Here is a 21014-nt window from a genome sequence, read left to right as displayed (position 1 = left end):
CGGCTCATTTGGGCCGTTCAATATCATGCTCGAACGTGATGCGCAGCGCAGCGCCTGGCGTCAGCTCGCGCCTGGTGGAGCGCATGGCGCCGGCGCTGCCATGGTCCGATTGCGATACCTTTGAACGCCGCAGCACATTGGTCACTCCGACCCGCAAGCGCGTCTGCTTGCCCGCTCCCCACAAGGCATACATATCGAGCAAGCGCGTGCCGCCGTTCGATTCGCTCCATACGGGCGAGTAGCGCGTCACCGCACCGCGCGCATACGTGAAGCTCGCCCCCACCGTCAGCGCGGCGCGCACATCGATGCCAAGGCTGGCCGTGAGCGGCGCCTGCTCCGCCAGCCGGTTGTCCGGCCCCTGGACCTTGTCGATGCGCGACCAGTTGCGCGCCACGTTGCCGTTGAAGGCTGCGCGCGCAAAACCGGGCAGCGGCAGCTTCGCTTCCAGCGCAATGCCGCGCGCGCTCGCCCCGCCCTGGTTGGCCGGCGTCGATATCCAGTCCGCGCCATCCTGAAACAGCCGCGTGACCGTTACGTCGTCAATGCGGCGCACGTAGGCGCTGGCGGCCAGCAAGCCATCCTTGCCCACCTGGCGGTCGTAGCCCACATCGACGCCCCAGGCTTTTTCGGGCCGCAGCGCGGGATTGCCCTGGCTATGCGGATTGGTGGCGCTGTTGTTGTTGTCGACCGTATAGCGGCGGGGAATCAGGCTACCCATGGTGGGCGCCTTGTAGGTACGGGCCAGCCCGGCGCGCAGCTGATGGCCGGCGGCCGGTTTGTACAGTGCCTGCAGCACCGGCGCGGGGATCACGTTGCGCTGGCGCACCGCCGCCACGCCGGCTTCGGCCACCGAGGTGCGCAGCGTTTCCCAGCGCAGGCCGGCCGAGAGCGACCACGCGGGGGTGATCTCCCAGCCATCCTGCGCGAACACGCCAAGCCGGTCGATGATGCCGTGATAGCGGTGATCGGTCAAAAGCGACGCCTGATCGAAGCTATCGCGCTCGCTGGCCACGCGGGTCTGGCTGCGCGTGGTGTGCGCACCATCCCAGCCGGCAGTGAGCGTGTGGCCACCGCCCATGGGCCGGGTCCAGGTGACACCCGCGTGATAGCCGCCTTCGCGCAGGTCGGACGTGACCAGGTTGAGCGCGGGCGCACGGCGGCCATCGATCATGTCGCCGAACTCGAAATCGCTCTTGCGCCGGCTGCGGTGAATGCCGCTTCTGGCATCGATGCGCGCACCCTCGCCCAGGCTGCGCGTCCACTCCAGATCGGCGCGCAGCCAAGTTGCCGGCATATCGAACACCGCCGCGCGCTGCGGATGCAGGGTCGGCGTGCCGACCAGCGTGGTCTCCTTGGCCCATGCGTCGGTCGCGCGCCGGCTGTTGCTCAGAAAAGCCTGCAAGCCGAGCGTGTCGCCGTTGGCGAGCTTCCAGTTGGCGCGCGGGGACAGGCTCACCAGGCGCGTGGTGTTGTCTTCGTTCAGGCGCGTTTCACGGCGCAGGCCAGGCGCCGTTTCTTCCTCGCGCGATGGGGCGGGTACGCGCGAATACGACAGGCTCACCGGAACCGAATACGAAAACGCATCGTCCTTGCCGCTCAATTCTCCGCCCAGGCTGGGCGAGCGCCGGCCATGCTGCGTGTCCACCCCTGCCTTGACCGTGGCGCGCAGGCGCGTGGCCGACTTGCGCAGCACAATGTTGACGCTGCCGGCGATGGCCTGCATGCTCGTCGCCGCCGACGCGCCGCGCGCAATCTCGACCCGTTCGATCAGTTCCGGCGCCAGCGATTCGAGCGAGAAGCCGGCCGGCGCGGCCACGCCGTTGAGCAGCACCTGCGTGTAGCCGTTGCCCAGGCCGCGCAGGCGGATATCGCTGGTGCGGCCGCCGCCGTCGCCGATGGTGATGCCGGGGACGCGCTTGAGGGCGTCGCCGAGCGAACGGTCGCCGTGGCGCATCAGCTCTTCGCGCCCGACCACCAGGCTGGCGGCGGTTTCCTCGCGGCGCTGGTCGTAGCGGGCGCCCGCGATCTCGATTTTGGGAAGAACATCGTCGGCCAGCGCCGTTGAGGATAAAGCCAGCGCGCAGGCGCAGGCATACGGACGGATCTGCATGGGTTTCCTTGAATGGTGTGCAGGGACGAGCGCGGTCCCGCGGCGCTGCTGCGCCGCACAAGGAACCGCGCTTGACCGGAAGGGGTGGTTAGGGTTTGGCGGGACGCTTGCGCAGCGCCTGGGAGGTTGCGTAGGCGTCGAGGGACGTCAGCATCTGCTGCGGATCGATGCGCTCGCCGTTACGAAAGGCTTCCAGATGCAGGTGGGGACCGGTGACCTTGCCGGTTTCGCCGGCCAGGCCAATCATGTCGCCGGCGCGCACCACCTGGCCCGGCTGCACCGAGCGCACGCTCAGGTGAGCGTACAGCGAACGCACGCCGTTGGCGTGTTCGATCAGGACCACGTCGCCGTACTGCGGCCCGCCCTCGTACTGCGCGCTTGAGGTGACAACGGTGCCGCTTGCCGCGGCCAATACCGGCGTGCCGGTGCGGGCGGCGAAGTCGATGCCGTGATGGCCGCCTTCCAGGTTCTTGCGCGCGGCGCCGTAAAAACTGGTGACGCGCACGCGGTCGAGCGGCATCTGCCACTGCTGCGGCGCGCTGGCGACGGTGGCCGATGTCGATGCCGCTGGCGCGGTCGATTCCGGCGCGCGCCAGGCAAACGCCGGCTGCAATAACAGGCTCGCGCCCAGCACCGACACCAGCGCGCCGGCCACCGCAGCCTTGCCCGGCAAGCCAGGCGCGCGCAATCCCTGCTCGCGGATCAGGCTCACCCTGGCGCGCAGCGACGCGGCGTTCCCGTGGCCGAAGGCGATGCTGGCGACAGGCGCGCAGAAGCTCTCCTGCTGTACCTTGAGCTGGGCCACCAGGGCGGCCGCATACTGCTTGCGCTGCTGGGTGGGACGGCCGGCCAGGACGGCGCGGTCGCACCCCAGTTCCTGTGCCCAGTTCAGGCGCCGGGTCAGCACCGCCAGCAGGGGATTGAACCAGAACAGCGTTTGCAGCAGCATGCCCGCGTGCAGCCACAAGGGATCGCGGCGCTGCCAGTGAGTCAATTCGTGAGCCACGATCAGGCGCTGCTGCTCGTCGCTGAAGCTGCGCAGATGGCGCGGCAGCAGCAGGTGCGGCCGCGCGAGACCGGTCAGCATGGGCGAGATGGCGGCATCGGTTTCGGACACGCGCAGGCCACGCCGCAGCAGCGCAGCAACGGGCTCGGCGCCAAATCCCGCGTGCTGCGCCAGCGCCGCGGCATCGAGCGCGCGCGCGCTGGCCAGCAAGGCACGCAGGCCGCGCTGCGCATGCACCCAGCGCGCACCGGCAGCCAGCAGGCCGGCCGCGTACAGCGCCAGCCAGGCTTGCGCGAGCAGTTCGATGGCGTCGACGTCGTCCTCGGCGCCATCGGCCTCGCCGGCGCCGGCGTACTGCAGCGGCGCCGGGGCTGATGCCACGGCACGTTCGATCTCGATGGCCGGCAGCACGCTGTAGCTGGCGCTGTGCGGCAGCAGCGCCAGCACGAAGGCGCATGCGATGGCTGCCTGCGACCAGAGCCACACCGAGCGGTGCCCGGCCAGCACCGGCCACACGCGCGTTGCGAGCGAAAGCAGGGCCAGGATGATGGCGGCCGCAATGCCGCAGGTGATGCTCGCTTTAAGGAAGGGAAAGGCGATCGCGTTAAACATGCTCACTCCTTCGCGTCGGGCCAGTCTTGCAGCATCTGCTCGAGTTCCGCGAGTTCCTGCTGGTCGACCAGTTTACTGCCGGTGAACATATTGACGGGCAGCGGCGCATCGATTTCCATCACGCGGCGCCCGAAGTCGCGCGCAAAGGCGGCCAGGGTCGTCACCTTGTCGAGCTGGGCGCGGTAGACCTGCACGCCGTGCTGCGCGTCCTGCGACAACATCTGCTTGTCGAGCATGCGTTCGAGCGTCTTGCGGGTCGAGGAAAACGACCAGTCCAGCTCCGCGACGGCGCGCTCGTGCAGTTCGCGCGCACTCAGGGGCTGGTCTTTCCAGAGGACTTTGAGCAGGCTGAGTTCTGAAACCGAGGGAATGGCTGACATGACGGTGCTCCACATTGTGACTGATGGGGCAAGTATGCGACATTTGTCACATAAGGTCAAGCGCCAACCGGGCGGCGCGCCTTACATCAATCCAGATGGCGCAGCGGATGCGCGGCTGCCGGCCACACCGGCGCAAAGAAGCGCTCGACCATCGGGGCGTCGACCTGATCGAGGCTGGCCGGATTCCACTTGGGCGCGTTGTCCTTGTCGATGACGAGCGCGCGCACGCCTTCGAGCACTTCGCCGTGCTCGAAATTGTGGCGCACCACGGTGCGTTCCATGCGCAGGCAATCGGCGACATCGAGCGAGGCGCCGCGCAGCAGCAGTTCGCGCGTCACGCACATCATCAGCGGGGAGCGCTGGCGCATCGCGGCCAGCGCCTTTTGCGCGAACTCGCCGTCGTCGCCTTCGAGCGAGGCCATGATGGCCGAAACCGAAGCGGCGCCGAAATGGCGGTCGATGCCATCGCGCTGCGCGGCCAGGATCGACGCGCCCGCGTCAGCGGAAAACGGCGCCGCAAACGCCTCGATGGCCGCGCGCAGCTGCGCGCCCGGGGTGGCCTCGATCAGCTCCTGGAGCGCGCCCATGTGCGCCTGAGGCACGAACAGATCGGCCAGCCCGACATACAGGGCGTCGGCCGCGCCGATGGTCAGGCCGCTCAAGCCCAGGTAATGCCCCAGCTGCCCCGGCGCGCGCGACAGAAAATAACTGCCGCCCACATCCGGGAACAGGCCGATATTCACCTCGGGCATGGCCATCTTGGTTTTTTCGGTGACGATGCGGATGCGGCATTCGGGACCGCCCTGGGCAATGCCCATGCCGCCGCCCATCACCACGCCGTCCATCAGCGCGATATACGGCTTGGGGTAAAAATGAATCAGGTGATTGAGCGCGTATTCTTCGGTGAAAAAATCTTCCAGCAGCGCGCTGCCGCCCATGGGCGTGGCATGGCCGCAGTCGTGGAAAAAGCGGATATCGCCGCCCGCGCACAGGGCTTTCTCGCTGCTGCTGCCAATGACCACGGCATCGATGGCGGGATCGTTACGCCATGCGCTCAACACCTCCGTCAGGTCGCGCACCATCGCCAGCGACAGCGAATTGAGGGCCTTGGGGCGGTCGAGGATAATCATGCCGGTACGGTTGGCAACGCGGGTCTGGACGAATTCGCTCATGGCTGGCTGGTAGAAGAGGAAAAGAGCGCTATTTTATCGCGCATGGATGCAAAAAGGGCGCCACGCGGGCGCCCTTTGGCGAAAGGGACGGGGCCTGCTTATGCGGCCGACGGCGTCTCTTCTTCAGGCATCTCTTCAGGCATGTGCTTGATGGCCTGGTGATTATGGTCCTGGACTTTGCTCTTGTACTTCATGACCTGACGATCCAGTTTGTCGATCAGGGTATCGATGGCGGCGTAAAGATCGTGCGACAGGCTTTCCACATACACGGTTTTGCCCGACAGGCGCAGGTTGATCTCGGCCTTTTGACGTTTTTCTTTTTCCGTCAGATTGTCGACGGTGAGGATGACAGCAATATCGATCACTTGATCGAAATGGCGCCTTACGCGCTCAAGCTTGCTCTGTACGTATTCACGGATGGCTGGCGTTACTTCAAGATGATGTCCACTGATTGTGAGATTCATACACACACTCCTAATGATAATGGCACTTCTTGTTACTATCGTTCGTACGCATGGCAGCGCAGAGGAACAGCGTTATGACAGCACGGACGAGGTGATTCTGTACGCCCGCAAAATTGCCAATCGATTAATGGGTTTAATGGTATTCAACTCCTTCATTTTTGTACCCGAGCAACTTTCTCTCGTGTAAACCAAGTGTATCAGTTATTTGGCATAGCACAAGGTAAGCACAAAGACGCCAGGAATCAAGGGGAAATAGCCGGTATATTCTCTGCGGTATATTCTCGTAATACCGGCAGGATCGGAAAGTAGCAGGTGCGTAGACTAATATATATAAGACAACGGTCTTCACCTACAATCGCTTCCCCGCCCCTTTCCCGAATGCCGATATGTTCAAGCGATCCGCCTTTTCCTCCCTGCTGCGCCTGGCCCTGGCCGGCGCCCTGTGCAACGCCGCGCCGGCCTTTGCCTCACTCACTTTCGACCTGAGCGTGGCCACCAAATACGCGGTGGCGTCGCACGGCCACAACCCGCCGCCGGACGAGATCAAGCAGTACAAGGTGGTCCTGGGCGAACACTATCTGTCGGTGAGCAGCGCGAGCGAATCGACGATCTACGACCTGGCGACCCGGCGCCGCTACCAGATCGACCTTGCCAATCGGCGCTATGTCGACTACTCGCTGTTCGACGAAGCCGGCTTTCGCGTCCAGGAACTGAAGAACCGGTCGGTGCTGAACCGGGCGCTGAGCGTAGCCAAGGTCGACGTGCCGGCGTTCGACCCGGTCTTCGACGAACATGAGCTGTCGGTCGCGTCAGCGGCGCGCAAGCTGTCCGAATCGACCGAGGCCGGCGCCACCGTGCTGGCGGTCGACGGCAATCCGCTGGCGCGCATTCCGGCCGGCGGCACCAGCATCGGCGCCGGCGACGCGGCCAAGTTCGAGCGCATGATGCGCTACCGTTTCGGCGGCCATCCGCTGGTGCTGGCGCGCCTGGCCAGCGAAAAGCGCGTGCCGGCCGGCTTCGTGATGCACCACAAGCAGGTCGGCCACAGCCAGACGCGCACTTACACGGTCAGCGCGCTCAGGCAAAGCGCCCCCGCCAGCTACGACCTCAAGCCGTACAAGCCGCGCGCGGCAGCGGCTGACGAACTCGATCAGCTGCTCGACAAGGCGCAGGCGAATGCGGCGCCGCCGACGGCGGCAGCCAGGCAAGCCTTCGAGACCGAGATCGCGCAAGCGTTCGCCGACAAGCGTGCCTTCGACGCCATGCTCGGCATGTCCGAATTGGCGTTTGTCAGCGGCGAACAGATGAAAATGCCGACCTCGGAGCAGAAGGTGCTGCTCAACGCCGATCCGCAAGTGCGCGCGTTCGCGGCGGCGATACGGCCCAAGGGGAAGGCGGAGATGGAGGCGGCGCTCGCCAAGCTGCAGGAACTGCGCAAGCTCACCACACACAAGCAGCACATGCTGGCGCTGTTTGAAGCAAATTGGCGCGCCAAGCTGGGCGACGTACGCGCCGCGCTACCGCTGTACGCCAGCGTGTTGCGCGCCAATCCGGCGCTGGCCGGGGCCTACAAGGATATGGGTGATGCGCTGTTCCTGAGCTACGACATGGCGCGCGCCTGGCGCAGCTGGGACGCTGGCCGGCGCATGGCGCCGGGGCTGGAACAGTTCAAGGCGGTGAACCAGTACGAGCAGGTGCTGCTGCGCGAGCACCCGGAATTTTTCTAGGCGCCGCGCAGTTCCGGGCAGGCTAGAGACACTTGCGCAGGGCGACCGGCGGAATCTTGAGCGCTTCGCGGTACTTGGCGACCGTGCGGCGCGCGATCACCATGCCCTGCTCGCCCAGCATGTCGGCGATCTTGCTGTCCGACAGAGGACTCTTGGGATCTTCGGCGCTGGTCAGCTGCACGATCAGCGCGCGGATCGCCGTCGATGACGCTTCGCCGCCCGCTTCGGTAGCCACGTGGCTGCCGAAAAAATATTTGAGCTCGAACATGCCGTGCGGCGTCATCATGTACTTTTGCGTGGTCACGCGCGAAATCGTACTCTCGTGCAGGCCGAGCGTGTCGGCGATTTCACGCAGCACCAGCGGGCGCATCGCCACCGCGCCGTGCGAGAAGAAATTGCGCTGGCGTTCGACGATGGCTTCGGCCACCCGCAAGATGGTATCGAAGCGCTGGCGCATGTTCTTGATCAGCCACTTCGCTTCCTGCAGCTGCGCGCCCATCTGCCCTTCGCCCTTGCCCTGCTTGAGCAGCGCGGCGTACATGCTGTTCACGCGCAGGCGCGGCATGACATCGTTATTGAGCATCACCGACCAGCCGTTTTTCGCCTTGCGCACGATCACGTCCGGCACCACGTAGTCCGACACGTCCGACGCGAACTCCGCGCCCGGGTGCGGATTGCACTGGCGGATCACGGTCTGCGCCTCGCGCAAGTCTTCATCGTCGCAGTCGAGCGCCTTTTTCAGCTTGTTGAATTCACGCTGCGCGAACCAGGTCAGGTGGTTTTCGACAATCGTCAGCGCCATGCGGCGCGTCACCAGCGCCACGCCCGGCATACGCCGGATCTGCAGCGCCAGGCATTCGGACGCATTGCGCGCGCCCACGCCAATCGGATCGAAACTTTGCAGCAGCGCCAGCGCGGTGCGCAATTCTTCAATTTCGATCTCCAGCTCGGGCGGCATGCGCTCTTGGATTTCTTCCAGCGATTCGGTCAGGTAGCCGTTGTCGTCGATGGCGTCGACGATCAGTTCGACCAGCGCGCGGTCGCGCGCCTCCAGCACGGTCACGCGCATCTGCTCCATCAGGTGCTCGCGCAAGGTGGTGGCCGAGGCTTCGAGCTGCGGGCGCGAATCCTCGTCGTCGGATGTCTTGGCGCGACCGAGGTCGCCCCATTCGCCATCGTTGTCGCTGCTACTGGCCGGGCTGTCCGCGTCGCCGCCTTCGAAGCCTTCCCCTTCGGCCGGCGCCGGCGCATCCTGCGCTCCCGGCTCGGGCGCCGCTTCGGTCGGTGTCGAGGTGCTGCTGATGGCGCCATCGCCCAGCAGGCGCACCGAATGATCGAGCGGGTCGTCGAGCCGTTCGAGCAGCGGGTTGTCGCTTAACAGCTGCTCCAGTTCCTGATGCAGTTCCAGGGTCGACAACTGCAGCAGCCGGATCGACTGCTGCAGCTGGGGCGTGAGGGCGAGGTGCTGGGAGGTGCGTAGTTGAAGGGACTGTTTCATGCCTACATCCGGAAGTGTTCGCCCAGGTAGACCCGGCGCACGGATTCATCGGCGATGATGTCGTCGGGTCGACCGGAGGCGAGCACCGCACCCTGGTTGATGATGTAGGCGCGGTCGCAAATACCAAGCGTTTCGCGCACGTTATGGTCGGTGATCAAAACCCCGATGCCGCGCTGCTTGAGGAAGCGCACGATGCGCTGGATCTCGATGACGGCAATCGGATCGACCCCGGCGAACGGTTCGTCGAGCAGCACGAAGCGCGGGTTGGTCGCCAGCGCGCGCGCGATCTCGACCCGGCGCCGCTCGCCGCCCGACAGCGACATGGCCTGGTTCTCGCGCAGTTTTTCAATCTGCAGGTCGGCCAGCAGCGTGTCCAGGCGTTCGTTGATCTGGGCCTTGGTCAGCGACTTGCCATCGACCTTTTGCAGTTCCAGCACGGCGCGGATGTTTTCTTCCACCGTCAGCTTGCGGAACACCGACGCTTCCTGCGGCAGGTACGACAGGCCGAGCGCGGCGCGGCGGTGGATCGGCAGGCTCGAAATATCGACCCCGCTGATATCGATCGTACCCGCATCCGACGGCACCAGGCCGACGATCATGTAGAACGAGGTGGTCTTGCCAGCGCCGTTGGGGCCGAGCAGGCCGACCACTTCGCCGCAGTCGACCTGCAGCGACACGTCGCGCACGACCAGGCGCTTGCCATAGCTTTTCTGCAGCCCGCGCACGATCAGCGTGCTGCCGCAATTCTTCGGTTCCATCATTGGGTTCCCGCCGGTGGCGTGGTGGCCGGCGCTGGCGCCGGTGCCGGCGTGGCCGGTGCCGCGCGCGGCTTGCGCGGTGCGATGACCATCGTGCCCTGGCCCTGGCCCGGCTTGTTGGTGCCGCTGGCGTCATTGCGCGCCAGGAAAACTTCCTTGCGGCTGTCGTAGGAAATGAATTCGCTCTCGATTTCGTTGGTTGGCTTCTGGCCTTCCAGCTGGCGGATCTTGGCGTGCGAGAAGAGCTTCATCATGTCGTTGCGTTCATCGTATTCGATGCGCTGGGCCTGGCCTTCGACCCACAAGTCGGGACCACCGTCGCGTTTCTGGCGGAACGTGGCGACCTTGCCGCCGTTGGCGGTCAGGGTCACGAACATATCGCCTTCCGGCGTTTCCTTGATTGTGGCGCGGTCGGACTTGAGGATCAGGGTGCCCTTGGTGACGACCACGTTACCGGTCAGGATCGTCACCTGGGTCACTTCATTCGTTTCGAGCGTGTCGTAAGTGATCACCGCCTGTTTGGCGGCATCGGCCTTTTCGGCGGACGCGGTGACCGCGGCCAGGCCGAGCAGGGCGAAGGCTAGAAATTTTTTCATTGTGGTTTACCTGTGATGGGTGGCGCTGCGCGCGCCGCTTTCGGTGGATAGATGATCTGCCCGCGGCTGGCGAATTTGAGCTCGCGCGTCGCGTTGTTTGCCTCCATGCCGGTCCCGGTGATGGTGGCGGTGCCCAGCGTGACCTGGACCGGCTGGTCCGCCGTCATGCGGTCTTCGTCGGTAAATACGGTCAGCGCTTCGGTTTTAAGCTGCATGCCGCGGTTGGTGGGCGACTCGGGCCGCACCACGTTGACATTGCCGATCAGGTCCGCCTGGTTCTGGGCGTGGCGGATGCGCGCACGCTGCGAGGTGATGGTGGTAACCGGCTGGCCGGGCGCGACGCCCTGCAGCACCGGCAGGTCGACATCCGAGGAATCGTCGATCGGGCGGTGCGTGAGCTTGGCGCCGGAAACCAGGTAGCGCGGCTTGCCCTCGGGCGTCATGCGCACGAAGCTGAATTGTTCGACGATGTAGTCGGGTTCATTCTTGAAACTGTTCGGATCGACCGACGTGTCGCTGTTTTGCGCCAGCTGGACCAGCCAGAAGGTGCCGAAGGCGAAGAAGGTCCCGACCACCATGGTCGCGGTCAGGCGCCAGCGGTGTGCGGTGCGCTTATGCATGGTCGTTCCTTGTCGTTTGCATCAGGCGAAGTACGGCGCCAGGGCCGTCTCGTAGGTGCCCTGCGCGCGCATGACCATGTCGCACACTTCGCGCACGGCGCCGCGCCCGCCGCCGGCCTTGGTGACGTAATGGGCGCGGTACTGCACTTCCGGGTGCCCGGTCGGCACGGTGACGGCAAAGCCGACCTGCAGCAGCAGCGGCAGGTCGATCACGTCGTCGCCGATGTAGCCGCACTGCGCGGCCGTCACGCCGGTCGCTTCCAGCAGTTTGGCAAAGGCGATGCGCTTGTCGTGGATGCCCTGGTGGACGTGCATGATGCCCAGGTCGGCCGCGCGCCGCACCACGATCGGCGACTGGCGCGCGCTGATGATGGCGGTGGCCACGCCGCTCTTTTGCAGCAGCTGGATGCCCAGGCCGTCGAGCACATTGAAGGTCTTGGTCGCTTCGCCATCGGGGCCGTAGGTCAGGCTGCCGTCGGTCAGCACGCCGTCGACGTCGAAAATCATGACCTTGACGGCGGCGGCGCGGCGCAGGTGGTCGAGCTGGTAGGTAAAGTTGACTTCTGGTTGGATCATCAGATCACCTTCGCGCGGGTCAGGTCGTGGATATGCAGGGCGCCCACCAGCTTGCCGTCGGTGTCGACCACCAGCATCTGGTTGATGCGGAATTCTTCCATGATGGCGACGGCATCCACCGCCAGCTGGTCGGGACCGACGCAGCGCGGATCGGCGTGCATCACGTCGCGGATCGTGATCCTGGTGAAGTCCTGCACGCGCTCGATGAGCCGGCGCAGGTCGCCGTCGGTAAATACGCCGATCGGGCGCTGGGCCTCGTCGACGATGGCGGTCATGCCCATGCCCTTCTGGGTGATTTCGAGCAGGGCCACCGACAGCGACACATCGGCGCTCACCTTCGGCACCGCGTCGCCGCTGCGCATGACGTCGCGCACGTGGGTCAGCAGGCGCCGGCCCAGGGCGCCGCCCGGGTGCGAGCGGGCGAAGTCTTCTTCCTTGAAGCCGTGCGCGTCGAGCAGGGCCACGGCCAGCGCGTCGCCCAGCGCCAGCGTGACGGTGGTGCTGGCGGTCGGCGCCAGGTTGAGCGGACAGGCTTCCTTGGCCACCGAGACGTCCAGGTGCACATCTGCCAGCAGCGCCAGGCTCGATTGCGGATTGCCGGTCATGGCGATCAGCGGCGCGCCCATGCGCTTGATGATCGGCAGGATCGACATCAGTTCGGCCGTCTCGCCGGAGTTCGAAATGGCGATGAAGGCATCCTGCGCGGTGACCATGCCAAGGTCGCCGTGGGCCGCTTCGCCCGGGTGGACGAACATGGCCGGGGTGCCGGTCGACGCCAGCGTGGCGGCGATCTTGCGCGCGATATGGCCCGACTTGCCCATGCCGGAGACAACCACCCGCCCGCCGCATTCCATCAGCAGGCCGACGGCCTGGCCGACGCTGTCGTCGGTTTCCAGGCGCGCGTGCAGGGCGCGGATGGCGTCCGCTTCGATTTCGAGCGTCTCGCGGGCCAGTTGCATGGCGCGTTGCGTGAGGTTTTTGTCAAAAGCTTTCAGCATTGTTTTTTCATGGGTTACACTCATGGCAGAAGTATAAACGAATTGCGAAAGCAAAAAACTTGCCAGACGCAGAAATCGTCTTCACCCCGTGTTTTCGCCCGGCCTTTACCATTCCTTTACACGGCACCGCATGTTTTCAGGACTAGAACTTACCCTCCTTCTGTTAGGCAGCGCCGTCCTGGGCGTAGTCGCGTTCCGCATGATGCACCTGCCGCCGATGCTTGGCTACCTGGCTGTCGGCATCCTGATCGGCCCGCACGCGCTGGGCCTGGCCGAAAACAGCAAAACCACCGAAACACTGGCCGAATTCGGGGTGGTGTTCCTGATGTTTTCGATCGGTCTGGAATTCTCCCTGTCGCAGCTGATGGCGATGCGGCGCATCGTGTTCGGCCTTGGAATGGCCCAGGTGGTGCTGACGATTGTCGCCACCATGCTGTTCGGGTGGCTGCTTTCGACCCAGTTGCCGGCGTCGCTGAAAATCACCTGGCAGGCCGCGTTTGCGCTGGGCGGCGCGCTGGCCATGTCGTCGACCGCCATCGTGGTCAAGATGCTGACCGAGCGGCTCGAACTCGAAAGCCAGCATGGCCGCAAGATCATCGGCATCCTGCTGTTCCAGGATCTGGCCGTGGTGCCGCTGCTCATTCTCATCCCCTCGCTCGGCAAGCCGCCCGAGGAACTGGCCGAAACGCTGGCCTGGGCCGGCCTGAAAGCGGTGATCGTGCTGGTGCTGCTGCTGTTCATCGGCCAGAAGATCATGCGCAAGTGGTTTGCCATCGTCGTCAAGCGCCGCTCGCAGGAGCTGTTCATGCTCAACCTGCTGCTCATCACCCTGGGCGCGGCCTGGATCACCGAGCACGCCGGCCTGTCGCTGGCCCTGGGCGCGTTCGTGGCCGGCATGCTGATCTCAGAGACCCAGTACAAGCATCAGGTGGAAGAAGACATCAAGCCGTTTCGCGATGTGCTGCTTGGGCTGTTCTTCATCACCGTCGGCATGCTGCTCAATGTCGGCCTGGTGCTGGAAAACTGGTGGCTGGTAGTGTTGCTGCTGGTGCTGCCGGTGGCGCTCAAGTTCGCGCTGATCGCGGTGCTGGCCAAGCTGTTCGGCGCATCCGACGGCGTGTCGATACGCACCGGCCTGGCGCTGGCGCAGGCGGGCGAATTCGGCTTCGTTCTGCTCAACCTGACCTCCGGCGCGCGCCTGATCGATGACTTCATCATCCAGCTGGTGCTCGCCTCGATGGTGCTGTCGATGCTGGTGGCGCCCTTCATCATCGCCAAGTCGGATCAGATCGTGATGAAGGTCTCGTCCAACGAGTGGATGATGCAGTCGCTCCAGCTCACCCAAATCGCCAGCCGCACCATGTCGACCCAGAAGCACGTCATCATCGCCGGCTTCGGGCGCAGCGGCCAGACCCTGGCGACCCTGCTGACCGAAGAAAAAGTGGCCTACCAGGCGCTCGACCTGGACCCGGAACGAGTGGCGGAAGCGCAGGCGGCGGGTGCGCATGTGTCGTACGGCGACGCGGCGCGCCGTGAAAGCCTGGTGGCGGCCGGTATTTACCGCGCCAGCGCGCTGGTGATCACGTATGCCAGCACGCCCTCGGCGATCAAGGTGCTGCACCTGGTGCACGAGCTGGCGCCGACCTTGCCGGTGATCGTGCGCAGCTATGACGATACCGATCTCGATGTGCTGAAAAAAGCCGGCGCGGCGGAAGTGGTGCCGGAAGCGCTGGAGGGCAGCCTGATGCTCGCCTCGCACGCGCTGGTGATGATGGGCGTGCCGCTGCGGCGCGTGGTACACCGGGTGCAGAGCGCGCGCGACGAGCGTTACGCCTCGCTGCGCGGCTATTTTCATGGCAGCGGCGACGTCAGCGACGATCCGGAGCATTTATTCGTGCGGCTGCACTCGGTGACCCTGCGCGAGGATGCCGCCTCGGTCGGCAAGCGCATCGACCAGCTGGAGCTGGCCGAACTGGGAGCCGACGTGACCACGGTGCGGCGCGGGAAAGAGCGGCTCGATGTGACGCCGCTGACGCAGCTGGAAGTCGGTGATGTGGTGGTGCTGCGGGGGTCGGCCGATGCTGTGAATCGGGCGGAGGAGCGCTTGCTGCATTAGCCGTTAGCATGTGGTTCCCGCGCAGGCTACCGTCGTTCCCGCGCAGGCGGGAATCCAAGTTCCGCAGCTCCGCGTTACGTCTACTCTGATCCGCGTACTTGGGTTCCCGCCGAGTGCCGCCTTGGCGCGGGAACGACGGGGCGGCTAAACGAACGACACCACCCGATTGCGCCCACCCTCTTTCGCCTTGTACAGCGCCGTATCCGCATGCGCCACCAGCGCCTGCGCCACGCCTTCGATCGCGTGATCGCGCTCGAAATCGTCCAGCGTGGCCACCCCGATCGACACCGACACCGTCAGCCGCTCCCCGCCTGAGAGCGTGAACGGTGTCCCGGCAATGCTCTGCAAGATGCGCTGCGCCACCTGGGTCGCGCTGTCGAGATTCGCATCGATCAGCAGCACCACGAATTCCTCGCCGCCGAAACGCCCCAGCGCGTCCGACAGCCGTAGCTCGGCCTTGATGCGGGCAGCGACCTCGCGCAGCACTTCATCGCCGCCCTGGTGCCCGGAGCTGTCGTTGACCAGCTTGAAATGGTCGATGTCGATGTACAGGCACGAAATGCGGTACGCCTGGCGCCGCGCGCGGCCGATTTCCTCGAGCAGGCGGCGGTCGATGTAACGCCGGTTGTACACCCCGGTCAGCGAATCGGTCAGCCCGATATACTTGAGCATCTCATTGCTGATCACGTTCTCGAGGCAGATCGCGATGATCGACGCCATGTGCTCGATGAAGTCGGTGGCCATGGCCGGCGTAAAACGTGTGGGATCCAGGCTGCCCAGATTCAGGCTGCCGATCAGGCGCTTGTTGCGCAGCAGCGGCACCAGCGCGATGCTCTGCAGGCCGGGCGGCTGGTTCGGGAACATCGGCTGGTGACCGGCCGGGTGATAAGGCCCCAGCATCGGCTTGGGCGGCCCGGTGAACACCTCGCTGCGCGACGGCACGAAGCCCAGTGCCGCCACCGAGTCCACAAAGATCATGTGCGGGAAATCGTTGAAGTCCACACCCAGCTTGTCCATCACGGTGCGGATGTCGGCGTCCTGGTCGACCAGGCTCAGTGTCACGATATCGAGACCGGCAATGGCCGGCAGGCTGCTGAAAATGGTGCCGATCAGCGCCTGGAAGCTGTCGGAACCGACGATCTCGAGGTCGAACGCCTGGTGCCGGCACATGATCTCGTGATTGCGCTCGGCCTGCTCCACCAGATAGTCCAGGCGCGCGCGCAAGGACTCGTTTTCAGCTTCCACATCGCGCGCCGAAGCGCCGGGATCATGCATACGGTTCCCACCTTTTTCCTGTCGACCTCGACAATAGTGCCACCTTACGCGATCCGGTCCGCGTTGAAAACGAAAAATTTTACCCGGATCGCATTTAGCATCGCCGCCAACAGTGCCGCCACGGCCTCAGAATGCCAGCGTCATTGTCACCGGTTGGCCCACTTGCAGGCGCTCGCCATCACCGTCAGTTACGATCGCATTCATACCGAAGCAGATTTTATCGTCCATGACCGCCTTGCTGCGGTAGGTGCGCAGGATATCGAGCGGATCGGGCCCCGGCTCGCCGGTGGCCTGGTCGACCGCCGGAATCGGGCAGCGCGAGCAGGGCTTGACAGGCTTCAGGCGCGCCGCCCCCAGCGCGAAATGGTCGGCGTAGTCCTCCTCGAAGGCGTCGATGCCGTCAATGACGATATTCGGGCGAAAGCGGTTCATGGGCAGGGCCGCGCGCCCGGCCGCCTGCATTTTCTGATTCAGGTCGTCGAGCGAGGCCTGGCCCACCAGCAGCACCGGATAGCCGTCCGAGAACAGGGTCGGCTCGGCCAGCCCGCCGGTCCACTTGGTGCTGGAATAACGGGTGGCGGTGGCGTGGAAGCGCACCAGCCGGCACGGGGTGCCGATCGCTTTCGAAAACCAGGTGGCGGTGGTGTCGTCGCAGTCGTAGGCCAGCACGGTATCTTCCCAGACCGTCACGTCGCGTGTGATTTCGTGGTCCGGGTCGGGCAGGCCGAGCGGTATTTCGAGGCGCAGCATGCCCGGCGCGCGCAACTCCAGCGTGTCCGACAACAGGCGTGGCGTGATCAGCGCCATGCGCGGATGCTCGCGCTGCGTGAGGAACTGCCCGTTCTCGTCGATGAGCATCCATTCGCGGTCGTACACCGCGTCGACCGACAGGCCGGAACGGGTCAGCGTGGCTTCGCGCACCGAGATGCCGGCGCAGGATTTGATCGGGTACAGAATCAGTTCGGACAGGATCGCCATCGGGTTTGCGCTGTAGTTAAGAAATAGCCAAGTCTATCTCAGTTTTTGTCCCATGGCGCCATTGCTCTCAGTTCGGCCGCCAGGAAGTCGATCATGTGACGCCGGCTTGGGTACACCGCCAACACATCGATATCGGGCAGGTGGTAGCCGGGCAGCAGCGCCGCCATGCGGCCGGCGCTGGCGCTCACCGCATGCTTGTGTTGCCGACAATGAAATACAAGCGGACTACTTATTTCCATGGCCACAACAAAAGACCCGAAAGTGTATCTTCCCTAACCTTTTTCTTGCCTTGTAGCAGTTAAAATCATGGTGTTGTCACGCAACCAGTGTAGATTTGCAAGCTTGCGATTTTATCCATTAACGCTCAAGGACAACTTATGTTGAAAACCCGTTCTTTACTCGGTGCCGGCGCGCTGCTGATGTCATCCGGCGCGCAGGCCACCGAACCGGCAGGGCTGAAAAGCGCCCTCGCCGGAGAACGACTCGGGCTGTTGCCGGCCATGCAGTTCCGGCTCAGCAATGGCAATTGCCCGGACTGCGTCACGATCAAGCAGGGCTTATGGTATTTCAAGAACGAAGTGCTGGCGGTGCCGCTGGCATCGCAGCCGGTATCGAGCTTCAAGCGCGGCGGCGATATCGTACGCGGCACCAAGGAATGGGCGCCGGACGGCACCAAGGACCAGCTGGCCCTTCCGGGCCTGGTGTGGCTGGGCGCTCCGCACATTCTCGATGACGCCCACATCCTGCCCGACGGCGCCCACGTGCGCACCGCCGACGATGCCGTCACCGACCTGGCGCTGGCGCCCAAGATCGCCAGCAATCTGTCGTATTGGGACCCCAAGACCACCGCCTTCTTCGCCAAGCGCGAAGTGCGCATGCGCGGCACCTATAGCGAAGCAGACGGCACGTCGTCGTTCGTGGCGCGCACTGTCTGGCCGAAGGACTTCACAATCGACCAGTCCACGATGCGCCCGCAGCCGCTGGGCAAGGATGAAACCTTCGCCACCTATGTGCGCGCGGAAGGCGGCGGCGCATCGAGCCCGTTCTCGACCCGCCTGCTGTGGGAACGCAAACCGGGCCAGGCCCGCCAGTGGCAGGAAAAACCGGTCCTCGGCATGATGCTCAACGGCGCCCAGGGCGACGACGATGAAGCCTACGGCGGCCACTTCGCCGTCGCCACCGGCCACCTTGGCCGCGAAGGCGAATGGTCGGACTGGATCGTCAATAACTTCTACAACCTCGATTCGGTCAGCGAAAAAGGCATCATCGCCGCGCCCGTCCCGATGGATAACTACCTGATGGACCTCAACAGCGGCCAGCAGTATTACCGTCCGTCGTACATGCTGGTGGCGGTGTTGAGCAACGCGCGCACCGCGGCCGCCTATCAGGGCGGCGTGCAGCGCGTATTCAACCACTTCTACCGCCACGACTTCACCTACCAGCATGCGAAGGCCAACTGCGCCGGCATCAGCTTGGACGTGTTCAAGGGCCTGGGCTGGAACATCCCGCAGCGCGGACCGACCAGCAATATCAAGGCGCTGGGCGCGTACGCTTACCTGTCGGCCAAGGACATGAGCCTGGCCAGCGGGCGCAAGATCTACGATTACCTGACCGAAGAACAGGTGCGCCTGTATCCGGCGGTGGCGTTCGAGGCGGCCGGCAACGACTTGCTGCAACTGGTGGGCGCCACCAAGGGCAAGGCGCGCAAGCTGACGGCGTACGAAAAGCAGCTGCAGCACGACATCGAGGCGCTGGTGCTGGTGCGCATTCCGCAAGTGCCGTCGAGCCGTGTGATGGGATCGAACCCGGTGTTTTCGTTCAGCGAATTCATGAAGCGCACGCCGCCCAACCAGGCCGACTGGAAAATCGTTCCGGTCGGACCGCGCCCGTTTCCCGAAGCGCTGCGCGACGCCAATACGCCGCCGCCGAAAAAGTCGAGCCTCGTGCCGCTGCCGATTGCCGGCATCGCATTCGCTGGCGTGATCGGCCTGGGGGCGCTGATCCGCCGCCGCCGCAAGAAGCGCGCAAGCGCTGACTAAGTCGTCAAACCGCCAGCCGCTTCAATCCAGGGTCTGCCGGTACCGCAGCATGGCAACCGTGCCGGCCACTCCCATCGCCAGCCCAATCGGCCATGCATGCGGCAGCACTTCGGCCAGCCCGTTCCCCTTCAACATGATGCCGCGCGTGATGCGCAGGAAGTGCGTCAGCGGCAGCACTTCCCCGATCGCCTGCGCCCATCCCGGCATGCCCCGAAACGGGAACATGAAACCGGTCAGCAGCATCGACGGCAGGAAGAAAAAGAAGGTCAGCTGCATGGCCTGCATCTGGTTGCGGGCGATGGTCGAGAACGTGAAGCCGATCGCCAGGTTGGCGGCGATGAACAGCACCAGCGCGCTCGATAACAGCAGCAAACTGCCCACCATCGGCACATCGAACACCAGCATTGATGCCAGTAAAATCACGCCCACCTGGATGTAACCGATCAAAATATACGGCACGATTTTCCCGATCATGACTTCGAGCGGGGAGACCGGCGTGGCCAGCAGGTTTTCCATGGTGCCGCGTTCGCGCTCACGCGTCATGGCCAGCGCCGTCATCATCACCATCGTCATGGTCAGGATCACGCCCATCAGCCCGGGCACGATGTTGTAGCGGGTCAGCCCCTCGGGGTTGTAGCGGCGCTGGCTGCGGATTTCGTACGGCGCCTCGCCCGGACGCAGCCGCGCCAGCGGCCCTCGCAGCTCCGAGCCGATGGCGCGCGCCGCGATCGCGTTGACCGACGCCAGCGCATTGCCGGTGGCCGCCGGATCGGTGGCGTCGGCCGCCAGCAGGATCGCCGGCCGCTCGCCGCGCACCAGCTTGCGCGAAAAGTCGCCCGGCACCACCAGCACGAACTGCACCTCGCCGCGCGCCAGCAGCGCATCGCCTTCGGCCGGGCCTTTGACGTGGCGTACGGTGCGAAAGTACTGCGACGTCTCCAGCGCAGCGACCAGGCGCCGCGAGAAAACGCTGCGGTCAAGGTCGGCCACGGCCAACGGCAAGTGCCGCACGTCGCCGTTGATGGCAAAGCCGAACAGGATCAGCTGCATGATCGGGATGCCGACCATCATGCCGAAAGTGAGGCGGTCGCGCCCCACCTGGCGCAGTTCCTTGAGCAGCACCGCCAGCATGCGCCGCCAGTTCATGACGCCGCTCCGCCAAAGTTATCCTGCGCGTCCTGCATCAGCGCGATGAAGACGTCTTCCAGGCTGGTCTCGATCGGCGTGGCCGTGAGCGCTGCCAGGGCCGGCTGCGCCAGCGCCTGCGCGAACGCGTCGGCGGAGTTGGCGCTCACATGCAGGGCCATGCCGAACGGCGCGACGGTGCGGATGCCCGGCGCGCCACGCAGGCTGTGGGCGGCGCGCTGCAGGTCCGGCCCGGAGAGCGACCAGGTGTGCAGCCCGGCGCCGGCGATCACTTCGGCCACGCTGCCGCGCGCGAGCAGCTTGCCGTAGGCGATGTAGGCCAGCTGGTGGCAGCGCTCCGCCTCGTCCATGTAGTGGGTCGAGACCAGCACCGTCATGCCGGCGGCGGCCAGGTCGTGGATCTGGTCCCAGAATTCGCGCCGCGCGGACGGGTCGACGCCGGCCGTCGGTTCGTCGAGCAGCAGCAGTTGCGGATCGTGGATCAGGCAGGCCGCCAGCGCCAGCCGCTGCTTCCATCCGCCCGAGAGCGAGCCGGCCGGCTGCGCGCGGCGGCTGGCCAGGCCAAGCCGGTCGAGCGTGTCGGCGATGCGCTCGCGGCGTCCGGCGACCTGGTAGACGCGGGCGACGAAGTCGAGGTTTTCTTCGATGCTCAAGTCGTCGTAAAGGCCGAATTTTTGCGTCATGTAGCCGACCTGCTTCTTGATCTCGCGCGCCTCGGTGCGGATGTCGTAGCCGAGGCAGCGGCCCTGGCCTTCGTCGGGAGTGAGCAGGCCGCACAGCATGCGGATGGTGGTGGTCTTGCCGCTGCCGTTCGGGCCCAGGAAGCCATAGATGCGCCCACGCTCGACGCGGATATCCACATGGTCGACCACCATGCGCCCGCCATACGATTTGGTCAGGCCCTGCACGTCGATGACGATGGGCGGCGAGATCACGGATGAGA

19 protein-coding genes are annotated in these 21014 nt (G+C 65.0%); 3 read left to right on the top strand and 16 right to left on the bottom strand.

Annotation, left to right across the window (positions count from 1 at the left end; all coding sequences use genetic code 11):
• Window positions 1-4 precede the first annotated feature (4 nt).
• The 5 genes from CR152_RS04885 to hpf form a co-directional block, all read right to left on the bottom strand.
• Window positions 5-2110 carry a TonB-dependent receptor plug domain-containing protein gene (locus CR152_RS04885; RefSeq protein ID WP_099873916.1) on the bottom strand — a complete coding sequence of 702 codons (2106 nt, stop codon included), beginning with the start codon at window positions 2108-2110 and terminating at the stop codon, window positions 5-7.
• A gap of 88 nt (window positions 2111-2198) precedes the next feature.
• Window positions 2199-3728: a M23/M56 family metallopeptidase gene (locus CR152_RS04880; protein WP_099873915.1), complete on the bottom strand. Its 1530-nt coding sequence runs from the start codon at window positions 3726-3728 to the stop codon at window positions 2199-2201.
• 2 nt (window positions 3729-3730) lie between these two features.
• The gene (locus tag CR152_RS04875) at window positions 3731-4108 is read right to left on the bottom strand and encodes a BlaI/MecI/CopY family transcriptional regulator (RefSeq protein WP_099882006.1); all 378 of its coding nucleotides are present in this window, start codon (window positions 4106-4108) and stop codon (window positions 3731-3733) included.
• Window positions 4109-4194: 86 nt separating this feature from the next.
• Complete coding sequence (locus tag CR152_RS04870; RefSeq protein WP_099873914.1) at window positions 4195-5280, bottom strand: enoyl-CoA hydratase/isomerase family protein; 1086 nt, start codon at window positions 5278-5280, stop codon at window positions 4195-4197.
• A gap of 98 nt (window positions 5281-5378) precedes the next feature.
• Complete coding sequence (hpf, locus tag CR152_RS04865; RefSeq protein WP_099873913.1) at window positions 5379-5744, bottom strand: ribosome hibernation-promoting factor, HPF/YfiA family; 366 nt, start codon at window positions 5742-5744, stop codon at window positions 5379-5381.
• A gap of 386 nt (window positions 5745-6130) precedes the next feature.
• Here hpf and CR152_RS04860 point away from each other — a divergent pair, with 386 nt between their 5' ends.
• Window positions 6131-7471, top strand: a complete 1341-nt coding sequence (locus CR152_RS04860) for a hypothetical protein (RefSeq protein WP_099873912.1) — start codon at window positions 6131-6133, stop codon at window positions 7469-7471.
• Window positions 7472-7493: 22 nt separating this feature from the next.
• On the opposite strand, the gene CR152_RS04855 is transcribed toward CR152_RS04860, so the two are convergent.
• Genes CR152_RS04855 through CR152_RS04830 form a run of 6 tightly spaced genes read right to left on the bottom strand, consistent with a single transcriptional unit; the run spans window position 7494 to window position 12517 of the window.
• Entirely contained in the window at window positions 7494-8969 is a 1476-nt protein-coding gene (locus tag CR152_RS04855) for an RNA polymerase factor sigma-54 (RefSeq protein ID WP_099873911.1), read from the bottom strand.
• 2 nt (window positions 8970-8971) lie between these two features.
• Window positions 8972-9727, bottom strand: coding sequence for an LPS export ABC transporter ATP-binding protein (gene lptB / locus CR152_RS04850; RefSeq protein ID WP_099873910.1), 756 nt, complete (start codon window positions 9725-9727; stop codon window positions 8972-8974).
• On the bottom strand, window positions 9727-10323 hold the full coding sequence (gene lptA, locus CR152_RS04845; RefSeq protein ID WP_099873909.1) for a lipopolysaccharide transport periplasmic protein LptA: 597 nt from the start codon (window positions 10321-10323) through the stop codon (window positions 9727-9729). The genes lptB and lptA overlap by 1 nt, the downstream gene beginning before the upstream one ends.
• A complete protein-coding gene (gene lptC / locus CR152_RS04840) occupies window positions 10320-10943 on the bottom strand; it encodes an LPS export ABC transporter periplasmic protein LptC (protein ID WP_099873908.1) in 624 nt (207 codons plus the stop codon). The genes lptA and lptC overlap by 4 nt, the downstream gene beginning before the upstream one ends.
• Window positions 10944-10964: 21 nt before the next feature.
• Window positions 10965-11519 carry a KdsC family phosphatase gene (locus tag CR152_RS04835; RefSeq protein ID WP_099873907.1) on the bottom strand — a complete coding sequence of 185 codons (555 nt, stop codon included), beginning with the start codon at window positions 11517-11519 and terminating at the stop codon, window positions 10965-10967.
• Entirely contained in the window at window positions 11519-12517 is a 999-nt protein-coding gene (locus CR152_RS04830) for a KpsF/GutQ family sugar-phosphate isomerase (RefSeq protein WP_099873906.1), read from the bottom strand. Before CR152_RS04830 ends, CR152_RS04835 begins: the two co-directional genes overlap by 1 nt.
• Window positions 12518-12647: 130 nt before the next feature.
• On the opposite strand from CR152_RS04830, the gene CR152_RS04825 reads away from it, so the two are divergent.
• The gene (locus CR152_RS04825) at window positions 12648-14633 is read left to right on the top strand and encodes a monovalent cation:proton antiporter family protein (RefSeq protein ID WP_099873905.1); all 1986 of its coding nucleotides are present in this window, start codon (window positions 12648-12650) and stop codon (window positions 14631-14633) included.
• Between the two features lie 144 nt (window positions 14634-14777).
• Here the strand turns inward: CR152_RS04825 and CR152_RS04820 are convergent, their stop codons facing one another.
• The 3 genes from CR152_RS04820 to CR152_RS04810 form a co-directional block, all read right to left on the bottom strand.
• Complete coding sequence (locus tag CR152_RS04820; RefSeq protein ID WP_099873904.1) at window positions 14778-15908, bottom strand: DUF484 family protein; 1131 nt, start codon at window positions 15906-15908, stop codon at window positions 14778-14780.
• 126 nt (window positions 15909-16034) lie between these two features.
• Entirely contained in the window at window positions 16035-16886 is an 852-nt protein-coding gene (locus CR152_RS04815) for an MOSC domain-containing protein (protein ID WP_099873903.1), read from the bottom strand.
• Between the two features lie 38 nt (window positions 16887-16924).
• Entirely contained in the window at window positions 16925-17074 is a 150-nt protein-coding gene (locus CR152_RS04810) for a hypothetical protein (RefSeq protein ID WP_370663806.1), read from the bottom strand.
• A gap of 189 nt (window positions 17075-17263) precedes the next feature.
• On the opposite strand from CR152_RS04810, the gene CR152_RS04805 reads away from it, so the two are divergent.
• Complete coding sequence (locus tag CR152_RS04805; protein ID WP_099873902.1) at window positions 17264-18925, top strand: hypothetical protein; 1662 nt, start codon at window positions 17264-17266, stop codon at window positions 18923-18925.
• Between the two features lie 21 nt (window positions 18926-18946).
• Here CR152_RS04805 and CR152_RS04800 read toward each other — a convergent pair whose 3' ends face one another.
• Together CR152_RS04800 and CR152_RS04795 are read right to left on the bottom strand one after the other, a co-directional pair.
• Window positions 18947-20071 carry an ABC transporter permease gene (locus CR152_RS04800; protein ID WP_099873901.1) on the bottom strand — a complete coding sequence of 375 codons (1125 nt, stop codon included), beginning with the start codon at window positions 20069-20071 and terminating at the stop codon, window positions 18947-18949.
• Window positions 20068-21003, bottom strand: a complete 936-nt coding sequence (locus CR152_RS04795) for an ABC transporter ATP-binding protein (protein ID WP_370663845.1) — start codon at window positions 21001-21003, stop codon at window positions 20068-20070. The genes CR152_RS04800 and CR152_RS04795 overlap by 4 nt, the downstream gene beginning before the upstream one ends.
• Between the last annotated feature and the right edge of the window lie 11 nt (window positions 21004-21014).

The sequence above is a fragment of the Massilia violaceinigra genome, from assembly GCF_002752675.1.
GTDB classification, from domain to species: domain Bacteria; phylum Pseudomonadota; class Gammaproteobacteria; order Burkholderiales; family Burkholderiaceae_D; genus Telluria_A; species Telluria_A violaceinigra.
The sequence above is the reverse complement of the archived record's forward strand: the minus strand, read 5'-3'. Positions and strand labels throughout refer to the sequence as shown.

Bases quoted from the DNA above. Each gene is read 5' to 3' on its own strand.
- lptA (WP_099873909.1), bottom strand. From the start codon at position 10,323: ATGAAAAAATTTCTAGCCTTCGCCCTGCTCGGCCTGGCCGCGGTCACC.
- CR152_RS04800 (WP_099873901.1), bottom strand. From the start codon at position 20,071: ATGAACTGGCGGCGCATGCTGGCGGTGCTGCTCAAGGAACTGCGCCAG.
- CR152_RS04885 (WP_099873916.1), bottom strand. From the start codon at position 2,110: ATGCAGATCCGTCCGTATGCCTGCGCCTGCGCGCTGGCTTTATCCTCA.
- hpf (WP_099873913.1), bottom strand. From the start codon at position 5,744: ATGAATCTCACAATCAGTGGACATCATCTTGAAGTAACGCCAGCCATC.
- CR152_RS04875 (WP_099882006.1), bottom strand. From the start codon at position 4,108: ATGTCAGCCATTCCCTCGGTTTCAGAACTCAGCCTGCTCAAAGTCCTC.
- CR152_RS04880 (WP_099873915.1), bottom strand. From the start codon at position 3,728: ATGTTTAACGCGATCGCCTTTCCCTTCCTTAAAGCGAGCATCACCTGC.
- lptB (WP_099873910.1), bottom strand. From the start codon at position 9,727: ATGGAACCGAAGAATTGCGGCAGCACGCTGATCGTGCGCGGGCTGCAG.
- CR152_RS04860 (WP_099873912.1), top strand. From the start codon at position 6,131: ATGTTCAAGCGATCCGCCTTTTCCTCCCTGCTGCGCCTGGCCCTGGCC.
- CR152_RS04815 (WP_099873903.1), bottom strand. From the start codon at position 16,886: ATGGCGATCCTGTCCGAACTGATTCTGTACCCGATCAAATCCTGCGCC.
- CR152_RS04820 (WP_099873904.1), bottom strand. From the start codon at position 15,908: ATGCATGATCCCGGCGCTTCGGCGCGCGATGTGGAAGCTGAAAACGAG.
- CR152_RS04825 (WP_099873905.1), top strand. From the start codon at position 12,648: ATGTTTTCAGGACTAGAACTTACCCTCCTTCTGTTAGGCAGCGCCGTC.
- CR152_RS04835 (WP_099873907.1), bottom strand. From the start codon at position 11,519: ATGATCCAACCAGAAGTCAACTTTACCTACCAGCTCGACCACCTGCGC.
- lptC (WP_099873908.1), bottom strand. From the start codon at position 10,943: ATGCATAAGCGCACCGCACACCGCTGGCGCCTGACCGCGACCATGGTG.
- CR152_RS04805 (WP_099873902.1), top strand. From the start codon at position 17,264: ATGTTGAAAACCCGTTCTTTACTCGGTGCCGGCGCGCTGCTGATGTCA.
- CR152_RS04830 (WP_099873906.1), bottom strand. From the start codon at position 12,517: ATGCTGAAAGCTTTTGACAAAAACCTCACGCAACGCGCCATGCAACTG.
- CR152_RS04870 (WP_099873914.1), bottom strand. From the start codon at position 5,280: ATGAGCGAATTCGTCCAGACCCGCGTTGCCAACCGTACCGGCATGATT.
- CR152_RS04855 (WP_099873911.1), bottom strand. From the start codon at position 8,969: ATGAAACAGTCCCTTCAACTACGCACCTCCCAGCACCTCGCCCTCACG.